Raw genomic sequence first — 23493 nt, 5'->3', positions numbered from 1 at the left:
CTATGTTAAAGCATTTATTTGTTGCAGTATTGCTCACGCTCGTTGCAGCTTGTGGTAGCACACCGGATTGGGATTATGATACCTCTGTTGAGTTTGCTAACTACAAAACATTTGCATGGTCAGAACATGCTGATATTAAAAATCACGGCAGTGACTATCAAATTAATGACTTAATGGAAAAACGTATTCGTAAAGCCATTGTTGATAATTTAGCTGCGCAAGGGATCAAGTTTGTTGACGCTAAAAACGCGGATGTATTAGTGAATTATCATGCATCTGTTGATCAAAAATTAGAATCGGACACTATGCAAACCACCTACTCTGCGCGCTGGAATTATTGGGGCTGGGGTTATCAAACTCAAACGACAACACGTGAATATGATGTAGGCACTCTCGTAGTTGATATTGTAGATGCTAAATCAAATCAACTGGTATGGCGTGGTGCAAAAGAAGGTCGTTTACGAAAAAAACAAACACCAGAGCAACGTACTGAAGCAATTAACAAAACAATAGCTGAGATTTTAAAAAACTTTCCGCCAAAGCCTCAGTTTTAACAATCGATAAAGTTAAAAGGCGCTTCATTTAGCGCCTTTTTTACTTGAACAAAAGATCAAAGTATCTACAACTTTCTCTTGGTCGCAAGCTTAAATAACCCAAGTACAAAACTGCGACAATAAACCCATACAATTACTGAGATAAATAAACTTATAAATGAAGTCAATAATACAGAGCGTGTGTAATACACCTCCTCGTTTATCTTTAATTTTGTGATAAGACCATCATCTTTATGGTATTCCACCTCTATCACTTTATTTTGAAACTCATTTACAAAATCTGAACAACGGGCAAATGAATCTCTTAGTCTTAATTGTAAGCCGTGAAATTTTATATAGCCGTTTACTCTGTTAAATTTATCCGCTTCACTACACTGTAAAGTTGCGTTTGATAAATCAATTCTATTTACTTCAATGTCAGCGTACTCAATTTCAAACAGGAGATAAACGACAGCTGATAGCATCAAAACAACGGCTACATCAAATTTAATGCGGTTTAAATAATTTCTCATCATATCGAACTTTACTATCTAACCTTTAATAGCTTTAAGCCTTCATCACTAAAGGCTCTTAATATCAAGCCCAAGAATATCAGCTGAATTGTTACTTTGTTCTAGCAAAATTATTTTGTTAGATATAGTAGTAATTCTTTCACACCATGAATCACAGAACTTTAGTAATTCTCTTCGTATTTCATTGTTGTTATAAGTAAAGGGGTAATACTCATAAAAGCCAAGGTGTGTTTCGGAGCCTTTTTTTACCAGATAAGAAAAGCCTTGGTAATGCGGATAAACACGTTTGATACCCTCAACACCTTTCAGAAGTTCTTGGTCATTAGTGTGATCAATGATTTGACCCTCTGACAAGCTTATTAAATTGTCTTTAGCGTCTAAGAAAACCAGTTTTTTTGCTAACTCAACATGCAAGCTTTGAGATACTTCGGTATTTAAATTAAATCTTTTGAGTTTGTCATTATGAGTACTTTTATCTACAAATAAGATTGCTTCTGAGTGTTGGTACCATGCTTTTGGCACACCTATTATTTTATCTAGCCACTGCAAAGAATGATGGGTTTCTTCAAGATGAATAATAAAAGGTTTATTGTTGATGCTACTTACAAGCCATTTCCCCTGTTTATCCCAAAATGCCTGAGTCAAAGCATATTCATTTTCTTTATTTTGAAATACTAGGCGTTCTTGCCCCGTTGAAGTGTCCCTTATAAATATTTGCGGCAATCCATTTTTGAGAGATATATAAGCAATACTAGAACTATCGGGTGACAAACTCGGCTTCATATCAACGGTATTTGAATCTACAACTTTTACCGGCTCTGCCAGCGTTTGAAGATCTGTTTTCAGAATGTCTTGATCTGATTTGGCCTCAATAAAATATAACTTGCTTTTAACGATTTGCGGGTAAATAAGAAAGTTATAACTCTTATAGTCGAGTGTTGTTATCTCGCCAGACAAATTTAATTGTTTTAGCTGGCTTCCATTACTTAAAAGCAGAGCATTTTCGTTCTCAAACCAGGATAAGAAGTGCCAGTTGTGATCAACCTCAGCGATGGCCGTTATGCGCTTAGAGTTCAGGTCTAAGCTCTTGACTTCAGAAATGCCATCCTTATTAAATCCTAATATGGCTAGACGAGACTGTGTTGGAGAAAGGGAAATTTTATATGGCTTATAATCATCATTCGGATCTAACAGTATCTCTGAAAGTCCCGTGTTTAAATTATGTTTATATAAGCTCACATTACGACTGTGCTCAGAACTGTTTTGATTAGCTAGGTAATATAGGTTTTGATTGTCGTCAATAAAAAACACACTATTCCAAGTGATATCTTGGCGCTCAAATAATATTTCCTCAGACACCGGCTTTCGTTGTGCGTCCAGCAAAATACGATTGAAAGAAATGCCATTTTGCGCTTTTGAAGAGTAGACAAGGCTATTCAAATGCATGTCCCATGCAAGATACGTATAAGTTTTTGCCTTTTGACTTAAAGGCCACTCCTTTTGTGTGACAAGGTCTTTCAACAATAATCTTCGTTGATTAGGTCCGCTTTGAATATAAGCCATATATCGACCATCTGGACTAACCTGCATATAACGCTCTTTATCATTACTAGATGTTATCGGACTCAGGTTTAAAAGCTGGATATTTGACTTTTTAGTATTGAATAAAACCACACTAGAAACCGCAACAATACATACGATTAAGAATATCAAAGCTAAGTGCGATGACTTTGTCTTGAGTAATGTAGACTTTTCAGTATCTAAACATGAAACTTGCTGCTGTGTTTTTTCATTTGCACTATCAATCAATTTAATCGAGGCTTCTAAACTGTATCCTCTTTTGGGGTGGGTTTTAATTAGCGTTTTATCTTCATCAGATAATGCTTGTCTCAGCAAAGCGATATTTCTTCTTACTGAGTTAGGGCTGTAAATAGATTTGGGCCAAACTTTTTCAAATAGTGCTTCTGCGCTATGAACCTGTTTAGGTGCACCACAAAGTACCCTTAGCAAATCCATTACTTTTGGCTCTATCACCTCTATTTTCGTATCTGTCGAAATCTGTCCGGTTCCAAAATCAACCCTAAATTCATTGATAGAAATTTTTCCTGGTAAATTTTTATATGATGAATCCAATCTTATCTCTTTGTAATTATTAGTTATATTTCCCTTAAGCCTTTCTTAATCTGTTCTTAATGGCTTCATCATCGCCTGCTTGCGAATAAAAAAGTAAAACAGTCACCAAGGCAGACAGCCATATTAATCAATTAAAAACAAAAGGAATACAACATGAAGCGAACTTTTATTGCACTTTCTCTATTAGCAGTTGTTAGCAGCGCCTCAGTTGCTGCTGAAAACACCCTAAATCACAATAAATTGGCAGATACGTTTTTAACCGCACTGAATAGTCAAAACCTGTCTAACATAGAAAACTTTGTTGTTTCTCATTTCTCAAAAGATGCGCTATCACGTTGGGAAGGAACGGGCAAAGACAGGTATGTTGGCTACTCAATGAATAAAGCACTTTACCTTGGCAATTTAGAAGTCTTAGATTCTAAGTTGGAAAAAACAGATAACGGCTTGCAACATATTAGTACGCTTTATTCTAAAAACATTGATATGCAATACCGCATGGTGATCTATTTCAATAATGAGCAAGAGCGCGCTATCACAGGTTGGTATATTGGAGAAAACCCGAAAGACGCCTCTCATCTTTCTAAACTATCAGATGATAGATTTGTCGAAGAAGTTAAAAGCTACAGTACCAAACTGGCAAATAATGGCGCATTCTCCGGCGCTATTTTACTCGCTAAAGGTGACAAAGTACTTTTTTCTGCGGCACACGGCTTAGCTTCGAGACGTTACGATGTTCCAAATAATTTAAATACGAAATTTCAAATTGGTTCGATGAATAAGATGTTTACCAGTACCGCTATTTTGCAGCTAGTTGAACAAGGTAAAATCTCACTAGACGACCCTATGACAAAGTTTATTGACCCAAACCTTTTAGGTGAAGGAGATTTCTCAAAAATTAAAATTAAACATTTGCTGAGTCATACATCGGGTATTGGAAATGGAGAAGGCTTTAATGCAATTCAAAATAAAGTCCGATCATTAAAAGATATAACCCCCCTACTTTCTTCCATCGATACAACCTTTGAACCTGGTTCAAGATGGCGATACAGCAATAATGGTATGATGCTACTTGGGAAAATCATCGAAAATGTGACCGGTGAAAGCTATTTCGACTACATTAACAAATACGTTTATGCCAAAGCAGATATGCGTAATAGTGGCAGTTTTGACTTAGACGTGCCCGTCAAGAACACGGCAAGGAATTATTGGTTTTCAGTAGAAACCGGCCAAATAACCGAGAATTTAATGTTTCAGTCTGTGAAAGGTGGCCCGGCTGGCGGGGGGTACTCTACAGTGTCAGATCTACATAAATTTGCGATTTCATTACAAAATGGCAAATTAATAAGCAAATCCCTCGCTCAACAAGCACTAAGCGCAAAACCTGAGCTTAATGCCAATAACTGGGGATACGGCTTTTCAATAAGAGGCGACGAAGAAAATACCATTATTGGTCATAACGGCCAGCATCTTGGTATGACCGCTCGTTTAAATATGTACCAAGAAAAAGGCTATATCTTAGTTGTGTTAGGTAATTATGAGTCTTCAGCTTGGCCTGTTATCGCCAAAGTCAATCAACTTATGAAAAGACTGTAACCCCTTTCTCCTAACCATAAGCAGCTAGGGTTTAAACCTGGCTACTTATGGTCACACTATTTCAAACCTAAACCTCAAATTTAACGTATTTAGACATCAACAAACCCAAATTTTTGTTTGAAACTATTTAAACGAAACATTTCGCCCATATATTGATAAATATTGAACTTTAATACAAATAATCGCACAAATTACTGATTGGCTTTTATTTTTTGAGGGGTGTTATGAAACGAGTCGTGTTGTTTTTGATTACAAACCTAGCGGTGATGATCGTGTTAGGTGTTGTCTTATCCATACTAATGAGTGTCTTTGGCATTAGCAACCGAAGCCTAGGTGGGATTTTAATGATATCTACGGTGTTTGGTTTTGGTGGTGCTTTCATTTCACTATTCATGTCGAAATGGATGGCCAAGAAGTCCACTGGCGCTTATGTCATTGAGCAACCAAGAAATGAAACTGAACATTGGTTAATGACAACGGTTGCGCGTCAAGCAGAGCAAGTCGGTATTAAAATGCCTGAAGTGGCAATTTACGACAGCCCAGAAATGAATGCGTTCGCAACTGGGCCAAGTAAAAACAATAGCCTTGTTGCTGTAAGCACAGGTTTAATGCACAACATGACCCGTGATGAAGCAGAAGCAGTACTTGCTCATGAGGTATCTCACGTTGCAAATGGTGACATGGTTACCCTGACTTTGATCCAAGGTGTTGTAAATACCTTTGTTATCTTCATCTCAAAAGTGCTTGCTGGCATCGTTGATAACTTCTTAAATAGTGACGAAGAAGGTGAAAATAGTGGAGGAAGCTGGACTTATTTCATCTTTGATATGATTTTCCAAGTGATTTTCGGTATTTTAGCTTCAGTTGTCGTTGCCTACTTTAGCCGTAAACGTGAATTTGCCGCAGACAGTGGTGCTGCACAATTAGTTGGCGCACATAAGATGCGCGCGGCACTTGAGCGCCTGCGTAACAATCACGAATCGCAACTTGAAGGCTCAATGATGGCTTTTGGTATTGCGTCAGGTAAGAGCATAGCTGATATGTTCGCGTCTCACCCATCACTTGAGCAACGTATTGATGCATTAAAATAAGCATCAATTTATTAAAAAAGGAGTATTAACTAGTACTCCTTTTTAATATTTCTCAGTCTATCTTATTCAATGTCTGAAATAAGCGCTGGATTAACAACTAGGTTACGCACACCATGAGCGTGGTCTTCGTTGAATGCGTTATCTTTACACCACTCACCTACTGTCTCGATATTTACCTTAGCAACACGTGGACGAACGCTCCAGCTCACTTGTAATGGTGAACCTTGCTCATTGTAGCTAGGACCTGTTGTTGAACCAGCATACTGTACTGGTGCACCAGTAAAGTTAGGAATATTAAGCGCTTGATAGTAGCCATTTTGCTTACCAAATTTTGTTAGATCAGCAAAATCTAATGCATTTTTGTCGTTTACAAGTACATACACTTGTGCTTCTACTCGTAATTGCGGATTAGCAATCGATTCGCTTAAACAAGCGCCCAATGTTGGACCTGGTTTAACTTGTGCTGTTGTATGAACGTAGTGAAGTTCAATGGTGTCACCTGGGAATAGACCACCCGTTTTAGATGGACAAATTTGGCCTTTTACTGCTTTTAGCTCTTTCTTTGAAAGTTCACCGTTATAAACGAATCCAGTTTCAAAGCCTTTACCATTACCATTGCCAGCATATTTTGTGAACTCGCCGCCTTTATGCTCAGCATTTTTGTGGAAGTGGATGTTACACAAGTTCATTTCTTTATGTGAAGGCGCAGCATTAAAAGCGATGTTGTTTTCACCTTCTAAAGTGTCAATATCACGCGGAGATTGCGGGCCAAAACCTTTACCCTCAGTATTTTTAGCAAGGTTAGCACGCTGATCTGCGATCACTTTATCAGACACGTCTGCCATCACAGCAAATGAAGTAGATGTGAAGATGCCCATTGCACATAGTGTTTTTAATTTCATATTTCTCTCAGTTATTAATGATTAAAAAATTCGCAATAAAATTATTAGTAATTTAAATAATGACTTACGATGGAATTATATCTAAAAGTAATTGGAAATACCTTTTTTAGGTATAAAAACACATGTAAAAAACAACAAATTAGGAACTACAATTATTAGATTTCATCTATCATTCGGTGTTTTTTGCTCTATGCTTAAATAAAAGTTGACGATGGTGTTCTCAATGAGGCGAATTACGTTTCTACTTTCTTTTACTTGCCTGATTTTTCCTCAGATTTTATTTGCACAAAACTGTAAAAAGATTGGTGTAGTAGCTAGCTGGCCCCCTTTAACCGTTTTCGATAGTACAGGTGCAACGGGTCTTGATGTTGAGGTTGTACAAGCAATATTTGAGAAAGCTGGTTTGTGCTACAAATTTGTGCGGCTTCCCTCCAGTGCAAGAACCTTTGAAGAAATGGGCAAAGGCGTCATTGATGTTTCCACCATGACAAGCTTTACAATCGAAAGACAAAAGTATGGTGTTTTCTCAGAAAGCTATCGAGATGAGAAGATGAGATTAATATCTATGTCAAAACCTAGACCTATACAAAACCTCAAAGCACTTCTCAGAAAAGATCATACCATTGGCTTAAGCATTGGGTCTTATTATGGAAAGGAATTAAAAAAACTACTCGAACACCAAAAATTCAAAGAACAGTTTGTGAGTTTGGCAAGTGCTAACAGTCGGATCTCAATGCTGATTAAAAACCGTGTCGATTTTATTATTGATGACATTATCAGTGCACATTACTACAAGAATGAACTCGGCCATGACATCATTAAAGTATGGCCTTACATAGTGCATGATAATCCTGTACACCTTCTACTAAGCCACAAGTCTTTCACATCATGCGAAGTTAAAATAATTAATAAAGCAATAAACGAGTTACAACCTAAGATTGATGCCATAATGATGAGTTATTTGGTTAACAATTAAATTTTAATTTCGGGCTGACTCGCTAACGCTATTTTGTCATGCCTTTTAAAAATGTCAGTCGCTTTTTCTCTGTTTCATTAGGTTGGTAGTCCGTTTTTTCTATACCTGACAGGTCAACACCATCGAATATCAATTTTTCAATCTCTGAGTTACCAAAGCGAGATGGCTCTGCGGGGTGCGTTGAGCGCTTTTCTATGATGAAAGTGGACAGCTCAAATTCACTTGCGTTAGGCAGTATACTTTGATGTGCTCGTAACAAAGCCTGTTTTTGCCCTACATCTAATTTAGTTTCAGAAACTAAAGAAGCAATGGGTTGCCCGCCTGAAAACAAATTTGCTCTCACTCTGTAAAGGCCACCTCTTTCAACCTTAATATCTATAGGGAAAACTAGGTCAGCGATTTCAACAAATGGTTTTGCTCCACCTATAATTGCCGCACTTTTTTGGTTGTAATTAATTTGCGCAACAATGGGGATTTCATCACCATTTACATTAACTAATGCGGTGATCTGCAAGTTTGCTGGGTAGTCACTATTCCCTTTAATTTGAGCTAAGTATCCATCTTCTGAAAATTGCATCGTATGGTTTGACAAGGTCTTACGTGTTTCAGCATCCTGCACTTTCAATTTCACGCCGTATATATCGCTTCCTTTGACCAGAACCTTAATAGCCTCAGGTGCAACAAAATGATATTTATTTAGCATCATGGATATTTTCACATTACTATCTTGCGTGATCATGGTCACCGGTTCGAAATAATTTGGATTTAATAAGCTAAAGTCATTTAAAGAAAGAGGTTGTGAATATGGCGGGAATTTCAACGTTTGCTCGTATTTATTTGCGATGATTTTTGCTGACTCAATAATGGATTGATCAAAACTTGTAGGCTGAGGCTTCTTACCTTCTTGAGTAATTTCTTGAATGATTTTTTGCGAAGACTCCTTATCATCAACTTGATTGAGTACATGAGCTGCTTTTATCACAGTATCTAATTCATTATCGCTTTTTTGTTTTGACCCAAGAAAATACCAAATGCTTATACAGCCAATAGCAACTAGTCCAATGACGATTTTGTTTTTTTTCATAGTGTCGACCATATAAGGCCGTAAAAATTATACGGCCTTAATAAAATTACTCAATTTGAAATTTTATAACGTGTTATAAATTAACTTAGACATGCTTTGAGAATCAGACTGACTCACATATTTGTAATGAGTTTTAAAAATCCAAAACCCATAATCTTTTTGGTAAGTGGAAAATGAAATTGTATCGCCATTATCCAATCTTAAAGCGTCATTCGCTGCTGTCACTTTGCCTTTTTGCTTATTAAGAATGATTGATAAGTGATCATAGTTATCAGACATCAACATTGGATAATGATTGGGCATAAAGCTTGTCACTGCATCACCCTGTGATGAAATCTTGCCATCAAAAGCGATGCTTGAAGAGCAGCTACCGAAGTCTCCAGCTTTGCTAGAGCCGCAACTTGAGTGCGAAGCAACCACACTGTCATCTTTGCCTTTTAAAAATAATTTGGTCGCACCAAGGAAGAGATCGCCCTCGCCTACGAATCTAAGTCTAGGTGCACGGTCACTCGGAAGTGCAGCCAATTGACGCGCATTATTGACTTTAAGGTCGTTCAAAACACCTAACTTATCGGTTAATGGGCCACCTAACCAAGCTTGCAAAGCCGCTTCAATCAATGGGTTCCAAGATGTCGCTCCTTGAGTTACATTCACTGCTAAATCTGCCAATTCACTGCCGCCACCAGCGCCTGCAATATCGAATGTTGCAATGATATTGAGCGGCTTGAGCCCTGCTGTAGTTAACCAGTTTGCTTGGTTATCAATAATATAGCGTGCGACCAAATCACCCGTTGAGTGCGTAACAAGTACACAACCTTGATCACATACGCCGCGCTCACTCATCGACTTTAATTTTGGCCAAACGTAGTCTGTGGCGATTTTACCTTTTACGCGTTCGAACGAAGGCCAATCTATTCTTTCATCAGCCAAAGCCCCCCAATAATCAGCCCAATAGCTTTCGCCATCACTGCTAACTGTATTAGGTGAACCGAACAACAATTGCTGTGGCTGAAAACCGTGAATTAAAACGGTTTTATAACTAGTTGCGCTTGCAACATTAGATAGTGTTAAAGCCCATACTGCAAAAACTAAGCTTGTTATTTTCATTGTGTTCAGATTGCCCATTGCAACCTCCAAGTTTCTTGCAAAAATAACCTGATTTCGATTACACGAAATCAGGTTTCCCGTGCGACATCTGGTATGACATCAGTCCAGATGCAATTAGAGTATTAGATCGAAATATAAACATTTGCAATATTTCATTTACATTTGTTCACGTTTTATGTCTGGAATTTGCAAGTTTATTGAAGAGACAGGGACTTAACTGACTCATTAAAATAAAGAAAATTTATAAATCTAAAACTGAGAATTTTCCGTAGAAACAAAGTCAATTTTATAGAATTTAAAAAGTATGGATTTATTAGAGCATGAAATTTCCCGCATAATCGAAATGGCGTGGGAAGATAGAACACCATTTGAAGCAATTAATACCTTATATGGCTTAAATGAAACGCAAGTCGTTAATTTAATGAGAAAAGAAATGAAACCCAGCAGCTTTAAAATGTGGCGTAAACGTATGGCGGGTCGTGAAACTAAACATCTAAAATTACGCAACCCAGACATCTCACGCGGATATTGTAAAACGCAATATAAGCACCGCTAAAGAGTGCCCATATTACGTTTCTGATTGAGTTATTTTGCAAATATAGTTTGAGAGCTTATTCATCCAATAAAACTTTGATGTCTGCAAAGTTTGGTCGAAGCGTAATATTGTCATTCAAACATGCATCTCTGAGGGGTATAAGCTTAGCTAATGTGCTGTTTTCACTTTCATTTAACTGGCTTTGTGCCAATAAATCATCTAGCAAATTACCAAACGCCCTCACTTCAATGCGTTCAAATTGCTGTTGCTGAATCTCAGAAAGGTTATGTAATTGCGTCGCGGCACCAAAGTCACCAAACATCACATGCCCTTGAGCATTAATCATCGTATTATGCGCGTAGAAATCACCATGACTGACTTGCTGATTATGTAAATGCGACAATACATCTGCTAACTGTCTAGCAATGTTAAAGATTGTTTCAATAGAAAATTGCGTGCCTTCGACAAATGTGTCTCTTGTACAGGTTTCATAGTTTGGTGGTAGGCCAAGGTTTTCATAGCCTTTCGGTATTAAATCCATAAGTAGCGCCAAGAAATCTGGTTCTGAAATATGCGCAAATGTATTGATTAAATTCTCATGGTGACCTGCTGTTAAACAAGCATTTAACTCATCTTCTGGGTAACCATCACTGGTTTTACCGCCTTTAAACACCTTAATGGCAATGTCTGTGTCAGCATTATTTAATTTACCTTGGTAAATTACACCCGATGCGCCCAGACCTATCTGCTCATTGAGTACAATATCTTGCTGTTCATACTGGGCAATACCTGAATGGGCTTTGTGCTGGCCAACCAATGGATTACCAGATAGCGCCAACCAAGCCAATTTGGGCAGTTTAAATAACCCCGCAGGGACTGAAGTTAGTTCATTTGCTGAAAGCCTAACTAACTCTAATTGCTTACACTGTGTAAAACTTTCAGGTATTGCAGTGAGTTTATTACCTGCCAACGCTAACTTTTTGAGCTGACTTAATTGACCAAAGCTGTGTGGTAATTGAGTTAGACAATTATCGGTTAAAATTAACCAGCGTACGTTTCTTGGTAGTGCCGTTTCACTGATTGACTCGATTTGGTTCGATTTAAACCCAACCATATCTAAATTAAGGCATTTTCCTAACACGTCAGGGAAAACTTTAAACTGATTAAACGATAAAAATAATACTTTTAAATTTTTGAGTTGAACAAAACTGTCTGGTAATTCTGAAAGCAGATTATTTGAAAGATCTAACACCTCAAGTGTGTCTGATAAAGAAAGGATTTCTTCAGGGAATTCAGATAAGCCCTCAACTAATTGCAGCCTTTTATAACCTTGGTACTTCCCTGCTTTTAAATCATTTAGATTATGACATTGTTGCTCTGCTGCTGTTAGTCCTGAGATCACGCTTATTCGCCTCCTAAAAATAAAGGCGAGAGTTTAACTTATCTACATCACGTAATCAGTAAATTCTTAAAGAATGATTTTTTAGAAGAAAACATGCTTTACCAGAACAAAAATTAACAATAAAGTAACAAGCAACCTAACTGCATAACCAAACTCGGTTTAACTATGATTTAGGTGTATGTAAAACTTCAAGGAGAAGAAAATGAAATTAAATTTAAATAAAAAATCAATCAAGCAACTTTCACATCACAATGTGATCGCAAATAAAGCAACGCCAGCAATTGTAGGTGGAACGTTTAATTATACTGACAAGAATTTTTGTTGGTCTAATATCGAGTATTGTGCAGAATCCGCACACCCTAATGCCTGTGCACCTTCACAACACGTAACGGTATGTGCATAAAAAATAACAAAAGCCCTCTTGGGCTTTTTTAGATTCAATTTTAAAAGCTTGAATCTGGCTCTTGCAAAAAAGCGATTTCTTCTTGGGTAGATTCTCTGCCTAAAATTTTATTTCGATGTGGATAACGACCAAATCTGTCTATGATCACTTTATGTTTAAGCTCGAACTCGAGATTATTTTCATTGCCATGTGCCGTATAGAGTTTTACCGCTTCTTCATGAATGCGTTTTGACTCACTGTGCATGAATGGCAGATAAAAGAAACTGCGTTTCTCAACCTCAACTAATTTATCAAAACCATTTTTAATGGCTTGCTGAGCAAGTGCCAAGGCGAGCGGATCGGCAGCAAAAGCTTGTGGCGTATCTCGATAAATATTCCGTGAAAATTGGTCTAAGACAATCACTTCTGCTAGGCTCGATTCGGTATGCTCTCGCCATTCAAACAACTCTCCTAGAACCGCTTGTTGATGTAATGCGCCAAAGCGTCGAACAATCTCAGCATCAAATTCCAAATCTTTTTGCCACCACATCTTTGGGGAGATTTCATTAAACCAAAAATCGAGTACTTGCTGGTACATGACATACATCCTAACAAACTATTAATGCTTAACTGTATAACGCATTTCTTTTTAGCACAAAGAAATGATAACCAAACTGCGTTCCATCATGGGACTGATAAATATCGAGCTCTCTCTGAATATCTTTGATTGCCTGTGAGTCTGGCATACTGGCTTTAAGTTCATTTACCCTTGCTTGCAAAGGCTGCCAATAGTTTTGCCAGGCATTTGCACTAATTATGAAGTCATCTAACACCTCAAAACCCAGCTTTTTAGCTTGCATCAAACGCGTATCAACGTTTGTCATTGCTGGATATTCAGTCGACCAAAATGATTGATACTTTTCATTTGGCTTCGAATTTAGCCAAACTAAATCACTGACAATAATCAGACCATCTGCCTTGAGCACTGTTTGCCACTGCTTTAGGGCCTCTTCAAAACCCATTATATAGACACAGCTTTCTGCCAAAATTGCATCAAAACTATGTGTCTTAAATGGCAGTTCAGACATACTCGCACACATGGGAGTAACCTGTTCAGCGTAACCCTTGCTTTCAATCAACTCTGCTAAGTTTGTTACTGCAATGGGTTCGTTATCAATGGCTGTGATCTGAGCATTAGAGTACTCTGCCAATAAACAAGTCGATAAACCTTTACCACTGCCGATTTCTAAAATGCGATCAGCCTTACTCGGAATATGTGAAATCGCTTTGAGCGTATCACTGTCGTCTCCGGGTCCCCAACGAGTCAAAGGTTCAAAAACGGTGAGGAAGTCTTGCATATATTGGTCGTGTGTATTCATATCTTTTGATAACCACCTTATTCTTTGCGCTTCTCTTTCAGTAAAGCCCTGCTGTAATAACCATTCATAGTGCGCTTGTGGAGCAAGTTCATTTAATTGCGCATGAAAATCACGATTAGAACTCTCACCCAGTAAACCAGAAAGTAATTTTCTCGCTTTCTGTTTTTGCACTATTTCTTCATCTAACAAGCGCAGCCTTTCACTTAAAATATCTTTATCTATTTTGCCATTCAGACAGGCGACACATTCTTTAAGTGATAATCCACCAGCTTGTAACTGCATGGCTAAAGTTAAACGCTGAGCATCCAATTCGGTGTAAATCCGGTAACCATTGTCTAAACGTTGACCACTAATGACACCTAATTTCTCGTAGTACAACAAGGTCGTTCTTGATACACCTACTCTTTTTGCAAGCTCTGAGATTAAAAACATATAAGCCCATTCTGAATAAATTAATTAAAGCGTATTTAAGATTAGCTTGTTTTGATAATGAGAGCATAAAGTGTATAGCTGTAGACAGGTCAGCGAAAAATTCATATCTACTGCTCATCAGTAGTTTCAATACATACCTAAATCATTTAAAAAATACTAATGTATCAGTTTATCAAGTGTTAACTATTGCCAAATTGAGCTCAATGCCACAGTATCTTAATTAATCATCTACAATAAAAATAATAACCCGGGAGGTGATATTTATGAGAATGCGCCAAAAGCTGATAGCCAGCTTTGTATTAACCGTGATTGTCCCTATCTTAGCAATTTCAATTGTAAGCATTTCACAAACCAAAACCGAATCTTTAGAGCGCTTTATCGATAGCTCAAACAGTGAGATACGACAGGTAGAAAACACCTTCAATTTATTTTTTGATCAAATGAAAAATAATGCGCGATTTTTAGCGCAAAGTAGCACTGTTACTTCTGTTTCAAAAAACACCTCTACTTACTTTGATGCTGAGAAAATGATGGATCCGCGTTCAGCAGGAAAAGAAGAAGCTGAAATTTTTGAATTGTTTGAATCTTTCGGTCAAACCCATGAGGAGCTTCTGTTTGTTTACTTAGGCACCCAATACGGTGGGTTTATTCAATATCCTGCCGAACCCTTAGGAAATTACGACCCTCGTAAACGCCCTTGGTACAAACAAGTTACGCAAAATCCAAGTGAAGTCATTGTAACTGAGCCATATCAAGGTGTAACAGGACAGGCTATGGTGAGTGTAGCAACGGCAATTAAAAAGTCAGGGCAAACGATAGGTGTACAGTCGTTAGATGTTACCTTATCTACACTCACTGATATTGTGAGCAACATTCGTTTAGGTGAAACAGGGTATTTAATGTTATTAGATGGCCAAGGTACAGTCCTAGCAGATCCTAAAAATCCTGATAACAACTTCAAATCAATCAACAAGTTAAACTCACCTATTTTCAATGCGATCAAAGCGAATATAAATCAGCCTTTGATCAATATCGAATCAAGCAATAAAACAATGGTTGCTCAGTTGTATCATTCAGATGCATTGAATTGGACGTTTGTCGCCATCATTGATGAAGACGAAATTCTGTCTTCTGCCTACAACATGTCTTACAGTATTAGTGTGATTGCTGTTGTCATGCTAATCGTCTTTGTCATTATTGCAGTGGTGTTAGCAAATAAAATTGTTTACCCAATCGAAATGGTATCTGAAGGCTTAAAAGAAATAGCACAAGGCGAAGGTAATTTGTCGAAACGCCTTAAAGTCATAGGTAATGATGAAATCAGCGAACTGGCCTCATGGTTCAACCAATTCTTAAACTCAATAAATGAGTTGGTTAAAGACATTCAAAACAACGCTGCCACATTAAACGACGAAGCTCAAAGCTCAAAATCACGCATCAGTGAGATTCGAGAACGCTGCCAAACGCAACTAGACCAAGCGCAGCAAGCAACACATACAACCGAGTCAGTTGAAAGCATGGCCATAACCATTAGTCAAAACTGTGGTGATGCTTTGAATGCCATTGAAACGACTGATTCTCATGCTCAAAATGGTAATGATTTAATTAAGCAGACTGTTTCACAAGTTGCACAACTTCATGGTTCTTTGGGCGAATCAGCCGGCGCTATGAGTGACCTTGAGAAGCAATCAAATAACATCACCAATATTCTAGAAGTAATCAGAAATATCGCGGAACAGACTAACTTATTAGCACTCAATGCCGCTATTGAAGCTGCCCGTGCAGGAGAACAAGGTCGAGGCTTTGCGGTTGTTGCCGACGAAGTAAGAACACTGGCACAACGCTCTCATGATGCGACGCAAGATATTGAAAAAGTACTAACCGAATTAATTGATCAAACGCGAAGTGTTTCACAACAAATGACATCTAGTGTTGCTGACTCAGAGCAGGCCATTGAATGCTCGGAACAAGCACATCAAAGTTTTGATGAAATCGCTGAATCTGTTCGTTTGGTACAAAACTTTATTGCGCAAATTGCTGAGCAAGCTAAACAACAAGGTGATACAGCAAGTGAGACCAAGCATACTATTTCTGGGGTTAATGACTCAGCCCAACATGTAGGCGAAGCTGCTGATAACCTCTCTACTGGTGCAACTCAATTAGTAGAACTTGCAAATAGCCTTAACAGGCTCGTAGGTCGCTTTGATATAAACTGACTCTTCAAGGTGAAGCTAAATAGTAGCTTCACCTTATTGTTATTTACAATTTTGTATCACCTTTTCTATCCAGTTAAATCCTTTATAAGCTTTCTAAGGTTAATCAACCATCTCTATATAAGAAGATTATTTACAATCATTGAGATAAGTGTTTTTATTTCAAAAACTAAGTATCAGATTTTTGGAGATTTATGATTTTTTCGACCACTGAAACCATTCCAGGAAAAGAAATAGAAAGTATCGTTGGTGTTGTAACCGGCAACGTTGTTCAAGCAAAACACATTGGCCGTGACATCATGGCTGGCTTAAAAGGCATTGTCGGCGGAGAGATCCGTGGCTACACAGAAATGCTAAGTGAAGCGCGAGACATTGCTATTGAGCGTTTAGTGCAAAGTGCCGCTGACAAAGGCGCAGACGCCATCGTTGGTATTAGATTTACAACCAGTACCATTATGGATGGTTCTTCTGAAATTATGGTTTTTGGTACAGCAGTTAAACTTAAACCATGAATAATCAGCAAGACATTACTCTAAGAGATTTTGTAATTTCTGACAAAACTCAATTGATATCAGTGTTAAATCACCCTGATGTAACTCGCTATTTATCTAGCAAAATACCTTCCCCTTACAAAGAAGAAGATGCCATTTGGTGGATCGATGAGGGAAGTAAACAAGGTTTTGTAAAAGCGATTTGCTATCAAGGTAAATTTGTTGGCTGTATAGGCGTTAACCCTGGTGAGTTTGAATACCAGCGCGCGGGCGAATTAGGTTATTGGTTAGATAATGCGTATTGGGGAAAAGGCATTATGTCTCAAGCTATCGAGTTAATAACTACCGAAGTTTTTAGAACGACGCCTATTGTCAGAATTTTTGCAGCCGTATTTGAACCAAATATGCCTTCAAAGAAAGTGTTGCTTAAATCCGGATTCCACCAAGAAGCAGTTTTGAAAAGTGCGATATTTAAAGGTGGTACATTTTACGATAACCACTTGTTCGTAAAGTTGAAAATCTAGATTGATTTATTTAATTCAAGACTAAGTCAGCGTGCATTACTGAAACTAACAGACAGTGTAAAAATTTTATAAAATAAAATGATGCACTTGCAGACACTTACACACTCACAACCATTAAAAGGATAATTAGATGAAAATAGATAAATATACCTTATTCTGGCTGGGCTCTATTGCTTGCTACCTCCTGATAACAACTGCCGGGCTTATCGATTTTGAATTACTCACTCTTACAGCCATCTCAAATCTGACTTTGCTACCGGTTTTATTTAAATCAGGAAACAGTTTAATGAAAAATCAAAAGCAACAGATCGTAAAAGATCCAATTAATCACCTGACTTTTAACGACAACGTATTATATATTGGGTCTGACAGCGTACCTGTGGATCAGATCCGAAAGGTTGCGCTAGATACTTGTGGAGAAACCAGTTTTTTCTCATTGCCTTATAATCAAATAAAACCCGGTGTTGTGCCGGCATTTGAATTTCCACCTGAGCAGTTTGAAGATTTGAAATCTCACTTGAAGAATGGATTACCAGCAACGGTTACTTTTATTTCTTAATGAGTACCAAGTACAGCAGTATTCATAATTTTTCAAAAAATCTCAAAACCACGAAATAAACTTAATCCATTAACTGTCTTATTCTGCTCGGATATGAGAAAAAAGGCCTGAATATTGAAATCAAGTGTTCTGACATTTATTGCGCTTATCGCATTCGCAGGAAACTCTATATTGTGCAGAATTGCATTAGGCGAAAAACAAATTGATGCTGCTGGCTTCACAGTAATACGGTTAATTTCTGCAGCTATATTCTTATATTTTTTGGTTTTCTTTAATAAACGTACTGATAAATCACCTCTGAATTATGGTAGTTGGTGGTCATCAATTATGTTGTTTATCTATGCAATTTGTTTTTCTTTTGCCTATCTCACTTTAGATACTGGCACCGGTGCATTAATACTTTTTGGTTCAGTTCAACTGTGCATGTTAACTATTTCTAAGTTATCAGGAGAGCGCTTCTCATCGCTTGCATTGATAGGCTTGTTGACTGCACTTATCGGGTTTATTTATCTGGTATTTCCAACGTTAACAACCCCCTCTCTCATTGGCTTTGTTCTTATGTCGTTGTCTGGGGTCGCGTGGGGTTTATATACACTTGCAGGTAAAGGAGTAAAGCAACCAAGTGCCGAGACTTCTATGAATTTCATCAGAACTCTACCATTAGCACTTATAGCACTGCCATTCGTTGACTTCAGCATTATCACAACTAAAGGTCTTATCTCTGCAATCGTATCTGGCGTTGTCACATCAGGTATCGGTTATATAATTTGGTATAAGGCTTTGCCACTATTAACTGGTATTCAAGCAGCCGCCTCTCAGCTCTTAGTGCCTGTTATCGCTGCTATTGGCGGCTTTTTGTTTCTGTCAGAGCCATTTACAACCCGTCTTGTGATAGCTTCTCTCCTCATTTTAGGAGGTGTTTTTTTAGTCTCGTTCACCAAATCAAATAATAAATCGCCAGATTAAGTTATTTGTTATAAAAACCATTCAATAAATAGTAAAATTCAACTTTTTATTATTGGACTTTACATGGCTTGGTTTTATTTAAGTATTGCGATTGTATCTGAGGTTATTGGCACACTAGCGCTAAAATCATCTGATGGTTTTACTCATTTGCCTTCTAGTACACTTTGCATTATTGCCTACTCTATTGCCTTTTATTGTCTCTCTTTAGTTGTAAAAGATGTGTCGGTAGGAATTGCTTATGCTATTTGGTCTGGCGCAGGTATTGTTTTAATTACAGCATTAAGTGCTTTGTTATTTAAGCAGATCCCTGACTTTGCTGCATTAGTCGGCATGACACTGATTATTGCCGGAGTGATTGTCATCAACATCTTTTCAAAATCAGTGTCTCACTAACATATTGTCTCCACATTGTTGAATTAATATCTCAATAAAAATTAATACAATGGACAAGTTATGTTTATACCTAAACTCCTCGCTCATAGACAATTTTTACTTCTCATCAGTCTTGTGGTTTCGACCATTATTGCCATGCTAATGTTTCATGAATTGCAGTTGCTGCTATCAGACCATACTCTCGAACACCTCCATGAGATCAAAGAAGACGAAGAAGGTATTGCAATATTATTAGTCGGTTTTGGGGTTTTGCTAGAAGGCAGACACATTTTACAAAACTGGGGAGCTGGTCAAGAGGTTGAAAGTCACTGTCAACGAAGAGACTATCTCGCCCTATGAGCTTGTATTATTAGAAGACACAGAAACGACAATTAAGTTTTCTAATAACAGCCGCGTTATTTTACTGGGTGGAGAAAAATGGCAGCATGTGCCTTATATTCATTGGAACTTTGTATCGTTTAGTAAAGAAAAAATAGAACAAGCAAAGCAAAACTGGATAGATGGTAAATTCCCAAAGATCCCATCTGATAACCTAGAGCGAGTAGAGTATTAAGGATAAACCTCCCTCAGCCAAATTTTAACTGAGGGAGACACTTTTCTAAGGGAATGAATATCGAATAATACGTTTTAAGACTGAGCCGTATTGGCGCCAAAATCCGCCCGTATTGTAATGAATACCATGCTGCTGAAAGATTTTTTGTACTTTCGGGGCTATTTCTGGGTAACGCTTCGCCGGTAAGTCTGGAAACAAATGGTGTTCAATCTGAAAGCTTAAATGCCCTGTTAAAATGTGAAACCATGTGCGACCCTTGAGATTAGATGAACCTAAAGCTTGACGATAATACCACTGCCCTTTGCTTTCGTTTTTACACTCTTCTTCTGTGAAAGTATGAACATGCTCCGTAAAATGACCGCAAAAGATAATGGTTGAAGTCCATAAATTTCTTAATAAGTTTGCAATTAAGTTGCCACAAAAAACCCATAGAAAGAGCGGTCCTGCTAGAAGTGGAAAAATGACATAATCTTTAACCAGTTGCCTAGCCCCTTTGCTAAAGAAGCGTTTTTTTAGCTCTGCGTGTGATACTTTGTTATCTCGGTTGTCTTTCTTTTTACCAAAGAAAACTCGCTCTGCTGCCATCTCATGATATGACACCCCCCACTGAAAAAGCACGCTCAACAAAACATAAGTAATAAACTGCCAAAGGTTTTTCACACGCCACCTGAAGTCATTCGATAACCTCAAAAGGCCATAACCAAAATCTCTGTCTTTGCCGATAATATTGGTATAAGTATGATGTTCGTAGTTATGAACCCTATTCCAACTGCTGCCATCACAGGCAATATCCCATTCATAGGCACGAGAATTAATGAACTTATCGTTCATCCAGTCATATTGGCCATGCATCACGTTATGACCAATTTCCATGTTGTCTAAGATCTTGCCGACTGCAAGACTTAAGACCCCCACGACCCAAAGTAATGGCTGCCAGAATCCCAACATCAGTAAAATTCTGCCGCTCCACTCAAACACTCTCTGCCAGACAATAACTTTACGAATGTAATTCGCATCTTCTTGTCCGACTTTTGCTTTTACTTGTTGTTTTACTTCATCAAGTTGCAAGGCTAACTGGTCAAAATTCACTTGTTTCATAGCTCTAACTCCAAATCTGTCACTGCTTGAGTTACACACAATTGGATCAACTCTTCGCTGTTATCTGATAAGCGGCCATCACGCATATCTCGAACAATACCTTTCTTTTTCAAACACTGACATTGATGGCAAATGCCCATACCACAGCCATATATCACAGGCTTATTTTGTGATTGAAATTCACTTAATAAAGAATCTTGGTTGCTGACTTCTAAGTCACCATGATTGAGTTTTACTGTGAATCTTGCAGCTTCATTTAAGGATTTAGTTGGCTTAATTGCTTGAAAGTGCTCTGCTCTGATGGGTATTTGACGTGACTTACAAAACTCCTCAGCTTCAAAGAACATTTCTTCTGGTCCACAAACGAAGAACTCGTCGGTGTGTTCTACTGAAACATACTTTGTAAACGCGCCGTGTTCACTACGATTAAGTAGTTCAAAACTAAAATTAGGAAGTCTAGTTAAATACTTCTCTAAAACTTCCACCATTAAATGCGCATTAGGCTTTGCGTAATACAACAAATGAATGTGATTCTGAGTATTTGCCTGTAGGTCATCCAACATTGCTATGAATGGGGTAATACCAGAGCCGCCAGCTAAAAAAGTCGTATGATTGCTTTGCTGATCAAATATGAATTCACCTATGGGATTTGAAATATTAACCCAGCAATTCAATGCTAACTTTCCAAGGTATGGAGTGAAACTCCCCTTATCGTGAGTGCGGATCACCAGATCAATCAAGCCCGTTTCTTTTAATTTTTTCGCGCCAGACGCGATGGTGAATACCCGAGAAACCAACCGACCATGTTGCTCTATTGTCAGAGAAATGTGCTGGCCGGCTGTATGTATTGGCCATTTTCCCTCTGGTTTTAAGGTTATTTTAAGTGCATTTTCGCTAAGCACTCGAATACCTTTAACCTGTGCCCGAAAAAATCCGCTTCTCCAAGCAGGCTTAAATACTTGTATCACAGGTTCGAAATAACCTGATAAGTCTCTGTGATGAAATAAATTGTTTGAAATAAATCGTGAGATATTTTGCATGTCCAAACCATTTTAGCTTACACGTGTACACCCATTGAGCGCACAAGTGTAAGCTCAAATTTTCTAAATGCAAATTTTTTTGAATATTTAACCTGAGCTTTGGTTAAGAGATTTACTAACGTATTAATACTGAAAATGGTAAGTGATTTTTCAAGTCTGCAGCCGGAGACTTTTAGTGATAACACCGCTCACGCGTCCTGCTATCGCCAAGGTACCTACATCCATGTAGGCAAGGCGAATTTACGCGTCAATAGCTGGTCTATTGCAAGTAAATTCAACGCAGTTAACGTTGAAGGTAGCCTCTGGAGATAGATTTATTATCCAAAGATCAGGTTAATAACTCTAAAGGAATAAATTTGTTTTTTGTAATTTGAACAGTAAAACTTTTATATGGATCTAAACTCATTATCAGACCGTAAGGTTTTAAGGTTATTCTTAAAGGAGACACCTGATGTACTGTGCAGATTGCGAAAAGATAGAAAATTATTTTTACAGCGAAACATGTTTTTGGATATTTTTCCCTACAATAGAAAGCATCAACAAAGCCATTGTGTTTTGCGGACAAAATCATTACCAAGCAGTACAAAAAGATGAAAAATGCCTTGCAATTGCCATTAAACATGCGCAAATAAAACGCTTTCTTTTTGGTTTGTATGGTGAATTTGAACCTTCTGAACTGGCCTGCACGAAAATAACGACGACAGATGGTAGTGAACTTTCAATTAGTGACATGGGGAAAATCGTCACGGCAGATGTGCTTATCAACCGTTTCAACAGTACGTGGATCTCACAATCTATTGATGACGAAAAGTATGAAACGCACTTTCAACCGATTTTTAAACTTGAGAATAACGAGATAAAGCCTTTTGCCTTCGAGGGGCTTTTTAGGATCAAAGATGAATTTGACAACATAGTGCCACCTGCGCATGTCTTTAAATTAGCTGAAAGCTCAGATCTGTTATTCTCTGTTGATTTAGTTGCTAGACGCTCAGCGGTGTCTCATTTCAGTAAATCACAATTAAATGGCAAACTCTTTATAAACTTTGACCCATCAAGCATCTATGACCCCTCATATTGCCTACGAGCGACCGCTTCAGCAATTAATGCTTTAGGCATAAAACCCGAAGACGTAGTGTTTGAAATTACCGAAACTCATAGTGTTCAAGACGAGTCTGTAATGCGTGGCATACTTAATTTTTACAGAAATGCAGGATTCGGTGTTGCACTAGATGACATAGGCTCAGGCTGGTCAGGGCTAAATATGCTGCACAAATACCGCCCTGATTATGTAAAAATTGATATGGATTTAGTAAGAGATTTAGATACAGAACCTTACAAACAAACCATAGTTAAACATTTAGTTCATATAGCAAAAGACAACAACATCAAAGTGATCGCGGAAGGAATCGAGACCCAAGGCGAATTTGAGATTTTAAAGTCTTACAACACAGACTTTTATCAAGGCTTTTTACTACAAAAACCAGCTTTGTTTGAATCTAATGTCAGTGATGAAAGATCCAAAGAAATAGACAATATTTTACGAGGAATTAAGTAATACACATGTTTAAAAATTG

At 37.8% G+C, this 23493-nt stretch carries 24 protein-coding genes; 14 read left to right on the top strand and 10 right to left on the bottom strand.

Features of this window, described 5'->3' with window-relative positions; translation table 11 throughout:
- The first annotated feature begins 2 nt into the window (after positions 1-2).
- Positions 3-554 (top strand): DUF4136 domain-containing protein, encoded by a 552-nt coding sequence (locus AAEU28_RS00240; RefSeq protein WP_421962455.1) that lies wholly within the window; start codon positions 3-5, stop codon positions 552-554.
- Between the two features lie 65 nt (positions 555-619).
- Here AAEU28_RS00240 and AAEU28_RS00235 read toward each other — a convergent pair whose 3' ends face one another.
- Both AAEU28_RS00235 and AAEU28_RS00230 read right to left on the bottom strand, forming a co-directional pair.
- Positions 620-1069: a hypothetical protein gene (locus tag AAEU28_RS00235; protein ID WP_421962454.1), complete on the bottom strand. Its 450-nt coding sequence runs from the start codon at positions 1067-1069 to the stop codon at positions 620-622.
- A gap of 45 nt (positions 1070-1114) precedes the next feature.
- Positions 1115-3199, bottom strand: coding sequence for a winged helix-turn-helix domain-containing protein (locus tag AAEU28_RS00230; protein WP_421962453.1), 2085 nt, complete (start codon positions 3197-3199; stop codon positions 1115-1117).
- 153 nt (positions 3200-3352) lie between these two features.
- Between AAEU28_RS00230 and AAEU28_RS00225 the strand changes: the two genes are divergently transcribed.
- Positions 3353-4792 (top strand): serine hydrolase domain-containing protein, encoded by a 1440-nt coding sequence (locus tag AAEU28_RS00225; RefSeq protein WP_421962452.1) that lies wholly within the window; start codon positions 3353-3355, stop codon positions 4790-4792.
- A 224-nt stretch (positions 4793-5016) separates the two neighbouring features.
- On the top strand, positions 5017-5883 hold the full coding sequence (gene htpX, locus AAEU28_RS00220; RefSeq protein WP_421962451.1) for a protease HtpX: 867 nt from the start codon (positions 5017-5019) through the stop codon (positions 5881-5883).
- Positions 5884-5945: 62 nt separating this feature from the next.
- Here the strand turns inward: htpX and AAEU28_RS00215 are convergent, their stop codons facing one another.
- On the bottom strand, positions 5946-6785 hold the full coding sequence (locus AAEU28_RS00215) for a delta-class carbonic anhydrase (protein ID WP_421962450.1): 840 nt from the start codon (positions 6783-6785) through the stop codon (positions 5946-5948).
- A gap of 223 nt (positions 6786-7008) precedes the next feature.
- On the opposite strand from AAEU28_RS00215, the gene AAEU28_RS00210 reads away from it, so the two are divergent.
- On the top strand, positions 7009-7761 hold the full coding sequence (locus AAEU28_RS00210; protein WP_421962449.1) for a substrate-binding periplasmic protein: 753 nt from the start codon (positions 7009-7011) through the stop codon (positions 7759-7761).
- A 28-nt stretch (positions 7762-7789) separates the two neighbouring features.
- Here AAEU28_RS00210 and AAEU28_RS00205 read toward each other — a convergent pair whose 3' ends face one another.
- Complete coding sequence (locus AAEU28_RS00205; protein ID WP_421962448.1) at positions 7790-8845, bottom strand: hypothetical protein; 1056 nt, start codon at positions 8843-8845, stop codon at positions 7790-7792.
- 63 nt (positions 8846-8908) lie between these two features.
- On the bottom strand, positions 8909-9970 hold the full coding sequence (locus AAEU28_RS00200; RefSeq protein WP_421962447.1) for a hypothetical protein: 1062 nt from the start codon (positions 9968-9970) through the stop codon (positions 8909-8911).
- Positions 9971-10256: 286 nt separating this feature from the next.
- On the opposite strand from AAEU28_RS00200, the gene AAEU28_RS00195 reads away from it, so the two are divergent.
- The gene (locus AAEU28_RS00195; RefSeq protein WP_421962446.1) at positions 10257-10508 is read left to right on the top strand and encodes a TIGR03643 family protein; all 252 of its coding nucleotides are present in this window, start codon (positions 10257-10259) and stop codon (positions 10506-10508) included.
- 55 nt (positions 10509-10563) lie between these two features.
- Here the strand turns inward: AAEU28_RS00195 and AAEU28_RS00190 are convergent, their stop codons facing one another.
- Positions 10564-11889, bottom strand: a complete 1326-nt coding sequence (locus AAEU28_RS00190) for a leucine-rich repeat-containing protein kinase family protein (protein ID WP_421962445.1) — start codon at positions 11887-11889, stop codon at positions 10564-10566.
- A 202-nt stretch (positions 11890-12091) separates the two neighbouring features.
- Between AAEU28_RS00190 and AAEU28_RS00185 the strand changes: the two genes are divergently transcribed.
- On the top strand, positions 12092-12292 hold the full coding sequence (locus AAEU28_RS00185) for a hypothetical protein (RefSeq protein WP_421962444.1): 201 nt from the start codon (positions 12092-12094) through the stop codon (positions 12290-12292).
- Between the two features lie 40 nt (positions 12293-12332).
- Here the strand turns inward: AAEU28_RS00185 and AAEU28_RS00180 are convergent, their stop codons facing one another.
- The gene (locus AAEU28_RS00180) at positions 12333-12869 is read right to left on the bottom strand and encodes a DUF924 family protein (protein ID WP_421962443.1); all 537 of its coding nucleotides are present in this window, start codon (positions 12867-12869) and stop codon (positions 12333-12335) included.
- Between the two features lie 28 nt (positions 12870-12897).
- Complete coding sequence (locus AAEU28_RS00175) at positions 12898-14082, bottom strand: MerR family transcriptional regulator (RefSeq protein ID WP_421962442.1); 1185 nt, start codon at positions 14080-14082, stop codon at positions 12898-12900.
- 263 nt (positions 14083-14345) lie between these two features.
- Here AAEU28_RS00175 and AAEU28_RS00170 point away from each other — a divergent pair, with 263 nt between their 5' ends.
- The 7 genes from AAEU28_RS00170 to AAEU28_RS00140 all read left to right on the top strand — a co-directional run bounded on the left by AAEU28_RS00170 (position 14346) and on the right by AAEU28_RS00140 (position 19781).
- Positions 14346-16298 carry a methyl-accepting chemotaxis protein gene (locus tag AAEU28_RS00170; protein WP_421962441.1) on the top strand — a complete coding sequence of 651 codons (1953 nt, stop codon included), beginning with the start codon at positions 14346-14348 and terminating at the stop codon, positions 16296-16298.
- A gap of 191 nt (positions 16299-16489) precedes the next feature.
- The gene (locus AAEU28_RS00165; protein WP_421962440.1) at positions 16490-16807 is read left to right on the top strand and encodes a heavy metal-binding domain-containing protein; all 318 of its coding nucleotides are present in this window, start codon (positions 16490-16492) and stop codon (positions 16805-16807) included.
- Positions 16804-17310 (top strand): GNAT family N-acetyltransferase, encoded by a 507-nt coding sequence (locus tag AAEU28_RS00160; RefSeq protein WP_421962439.1) that lies wholly within the window; start codon positions 16804-16806, stop codon positions 17308-17310. The genes AAEU28_RS00165 and AAEU28_RS00160 overlap by 4 nt, the downstream gene beginning before the upstream one ends.
- Before the next feature lie 130 nt (positions 17311-17440).
- Positions 17441-17869: a hypothetical protein gene (locus tag AAEU28_RS00155; protein ID WP_421962438.1), complete on the top strand. Its 429-nt coding sequence runs from the start codon at positions 17441-17443 to the stop codon at positions 17867-17869.
- Between the two features lie 114 nt (positions 17870-17983).
- Entirely contained in the window at positions 17984-18835 is an 852-nt protein-coding gene (locus tag AAEU28_RS00150; RefSeq protein ID WP_421962437.1) for a DMT family transporter, read from the top strand.
- Between the two features lie 63 nt (positions 18836-18898).
- On the top strand, positions 18899-19228 hold the full coding sequence (locus tag AAEU28_RS00145) for a DMT family transporter (RefSeq protein ID WP_421962436.1): 330 nt from the start codon (positions 18899-18901) through the stop codon (positions 19226-19228).
- Positions 19229-19526: 298 nt separating this feature from the next.
- Positions 19527-19781 (top strand): pirin-like C-terminal cupin domain-containing protein, encoded by a 255-nt coding sequence (locus AAEU28_RS00140; protein ID WP_421962435.1) that lies wholly within the window; start codon positions 19527-19529, stop codon positions 19779-19781.
- Positions 19782-19826: 45 nt separating this feature from the next.
- Here AAEU28_RS00140 and AAEU28_RS00135 read toward each other — a convergent pair whose 3' ends face one another.
- Positions 19827-20879: a fatty acid desaturase family protein gene (locus tag AAEU28_RS00135; protein ID WP_421962434.1), complete on the bottom strand. Its 1053-nt coding sequence runs from the start codon at positions 20877-20879 to the stop codon at positions 19827-19829.
- Positions 20876-21919, bottom strand: coding sequence for a flavin reductase family protein (locus tag AAEU28_RS00130; RefSeq protein WP_421962433.1), 1044 nt, complete (start codon positions 21917-21919; stop codon positions 20876-20878). The genes AAEU28_RS00135 and AAEU28_RS00130 overlap by 4 nt, the downstream gene beginning before the upstream one ends.
- Before the next feature lie 451 nt (positions 21920-22370).
- Here AAEU28_RS00130 and AAEU28_RS00125 point away from each other — a divergent pair, with 451 nt between their 5' ends.
- Positions 22371-23474: an EAL domain-containing protein gene (locus tag AAEU28_RS00125; protein ID WP_421962432.1), complete on the top strand. Its 1104-nt coding sequence runs from the start codon at positions 22371-22373 to the stop codon at positions 23472-23474.
- The last annotated feature ends 19 nt before the right edge of the window (positions 23475-23493 follow it).

Source organism: Pseudoalteromonas sp. SS15 (assembly GCF_049257195.1).
Classification (GTDB): Bacteria; Pseudomonadota; Gammaproteobacteria; order Enterobacterales; family Alteromonadaceae; genus Pseudoalteromonas.
Note: the sequence above shows the minus strand (reverse complement) of the source record. Positions and strands in the feature narration are given on the sequence as shown.

Coding starts and splice junctions, on each gene's coding strand:
- AAEU28_RS00240 (WP_421962455.1), top strand. CDS start 3: ATGTTAAAGCATTTATTTGTTGCAGTATTGCTCACGCTCGTTGCAGCT.
- AAEU28_RS00235 (WP_421962454.1), bottom strand. CDS start 1,069: ATGATGAGAAATTATTTAAACCGCATTAAATTTGATGTAGCCGTTGTT.
- AAEU28_RS00225 (WP_421962452.1), top strand. CDS start 3,353: ATGAAGCGAACTTTTATTGCACTTTCTCTATTAGCAGTTGTTAGCAGC.
- htpX (WP_421962451.1), top strand. CDS start 5,017: ATGAAACGAGTCGTGTTGTTTTTGATTACAAACCTAGCGGTGATGATC.
- AAEU28_RS00215 (WP_421962450.1), bottom strand. CDS start 6,785: ATGAAATTAAAAACACTATGTGCAATGGGCATCTTCACATCTACTTCA.
- AAEU28_RS00210 (WP_421962449.1), top strand. CDS start 7,009: ATGAGGCGAATTACGTTTCTACTTTCTTTTACTTGCCTGATTTTTCCT.
- AAEU28_RS00205 (WP_421962448.1), bottom strand. CDS start 8,845: ATGAAAAAAAACAAAATCGTCATTGGACTAGTTGCTATTGGCTGTATA.
- AAEU28_RS00200 (WP_421962447.1), bottom strand. CDS start 9,970: ATGGGCAATCTGAACACAATGAAAATAACAAGCTTAGTTTTTGCAGTA.
- AAEU28_RS00195 (WP_421962446.1), top strand. CDS start 10,257: ATGGATTTATTAGAGCATGAAATTTCCCGCATAATCGAAATGGCGTGG.
- AAEU28_RS00185 (WP_421962444.1), top strand. CDS start 12,092: ATGAAATTAAATTTAAATAAAAAATCAATCAAGCAACTTTCACATCAC.
- AAEU28_RS00180 (WP_421962443.1), bottom strand. CDS start 12,869: ATGTACCAGCAAGTACTCGATTTTTGGTTTAATGAAATCTCCCCAAAG.
- AAEU28_RS00175 (WP_421962442.1), bottom strand. CDS start 14,082: ATGTTTTTAATCTCAGAGCTTGCAAAAAGAGTAGGTGTATCAAGAACG.
- AAEU28_RS00170 (WP_421962441.1), top strand. CDS start 14,346: ATGAGAATGCGCCAAAAGCTGATAGCCAGCTTTGTATTAACCGTGATT.
- AAEU28_RS00165 (WP_421962440.1), top strand. CDS start 16,490: ATGATTTTTTCGACCACTGAAACCATTCCAGGAAAAGAAATAGAAAGT.
- AAEU28_RS00160 (WP_421962439.1), top strand. CDS start 16,804: ATGAATAATCAGCAAGACATTACTCTAAGAGATTTTGTAATTTCTGAC.
- AAEU28_RS00155 (WP_421962438.1), top strand. CDS start 17,441: ATGAAAATAGATAAATATACCTTATTCTGGCTGGGCTCTATTGCTTGC.
- AAEU28_RS00145 (WP_421962436.1), top strand. CDS start 18,899: ATGGCTTGGTTTTATTTAAGTATTGCGATTGTATCTGAGGTTATTGGC.
- AAEU28_RS00135 (WP_421962434.1), bottom strand. CDS start 20,879: ATGAAACAAGTGAATTTTGACCAGTTAGCCTTGCAACTTGATGAAGTA.
- AAEU28_RS00130 (WP_421962433.1), bottom strand. CDS start 21,919: ATGCAAAATATCTCACGATTTATTTCAAACAATTTATTTCATCACAGA.
- AAEU28_RS00125 (WP_421962432.1), top strand. CDS start 22,371: ATGTACTGTGCAGATTGCGAAAAGATAGAAAATTATTTTTACAGCGAA.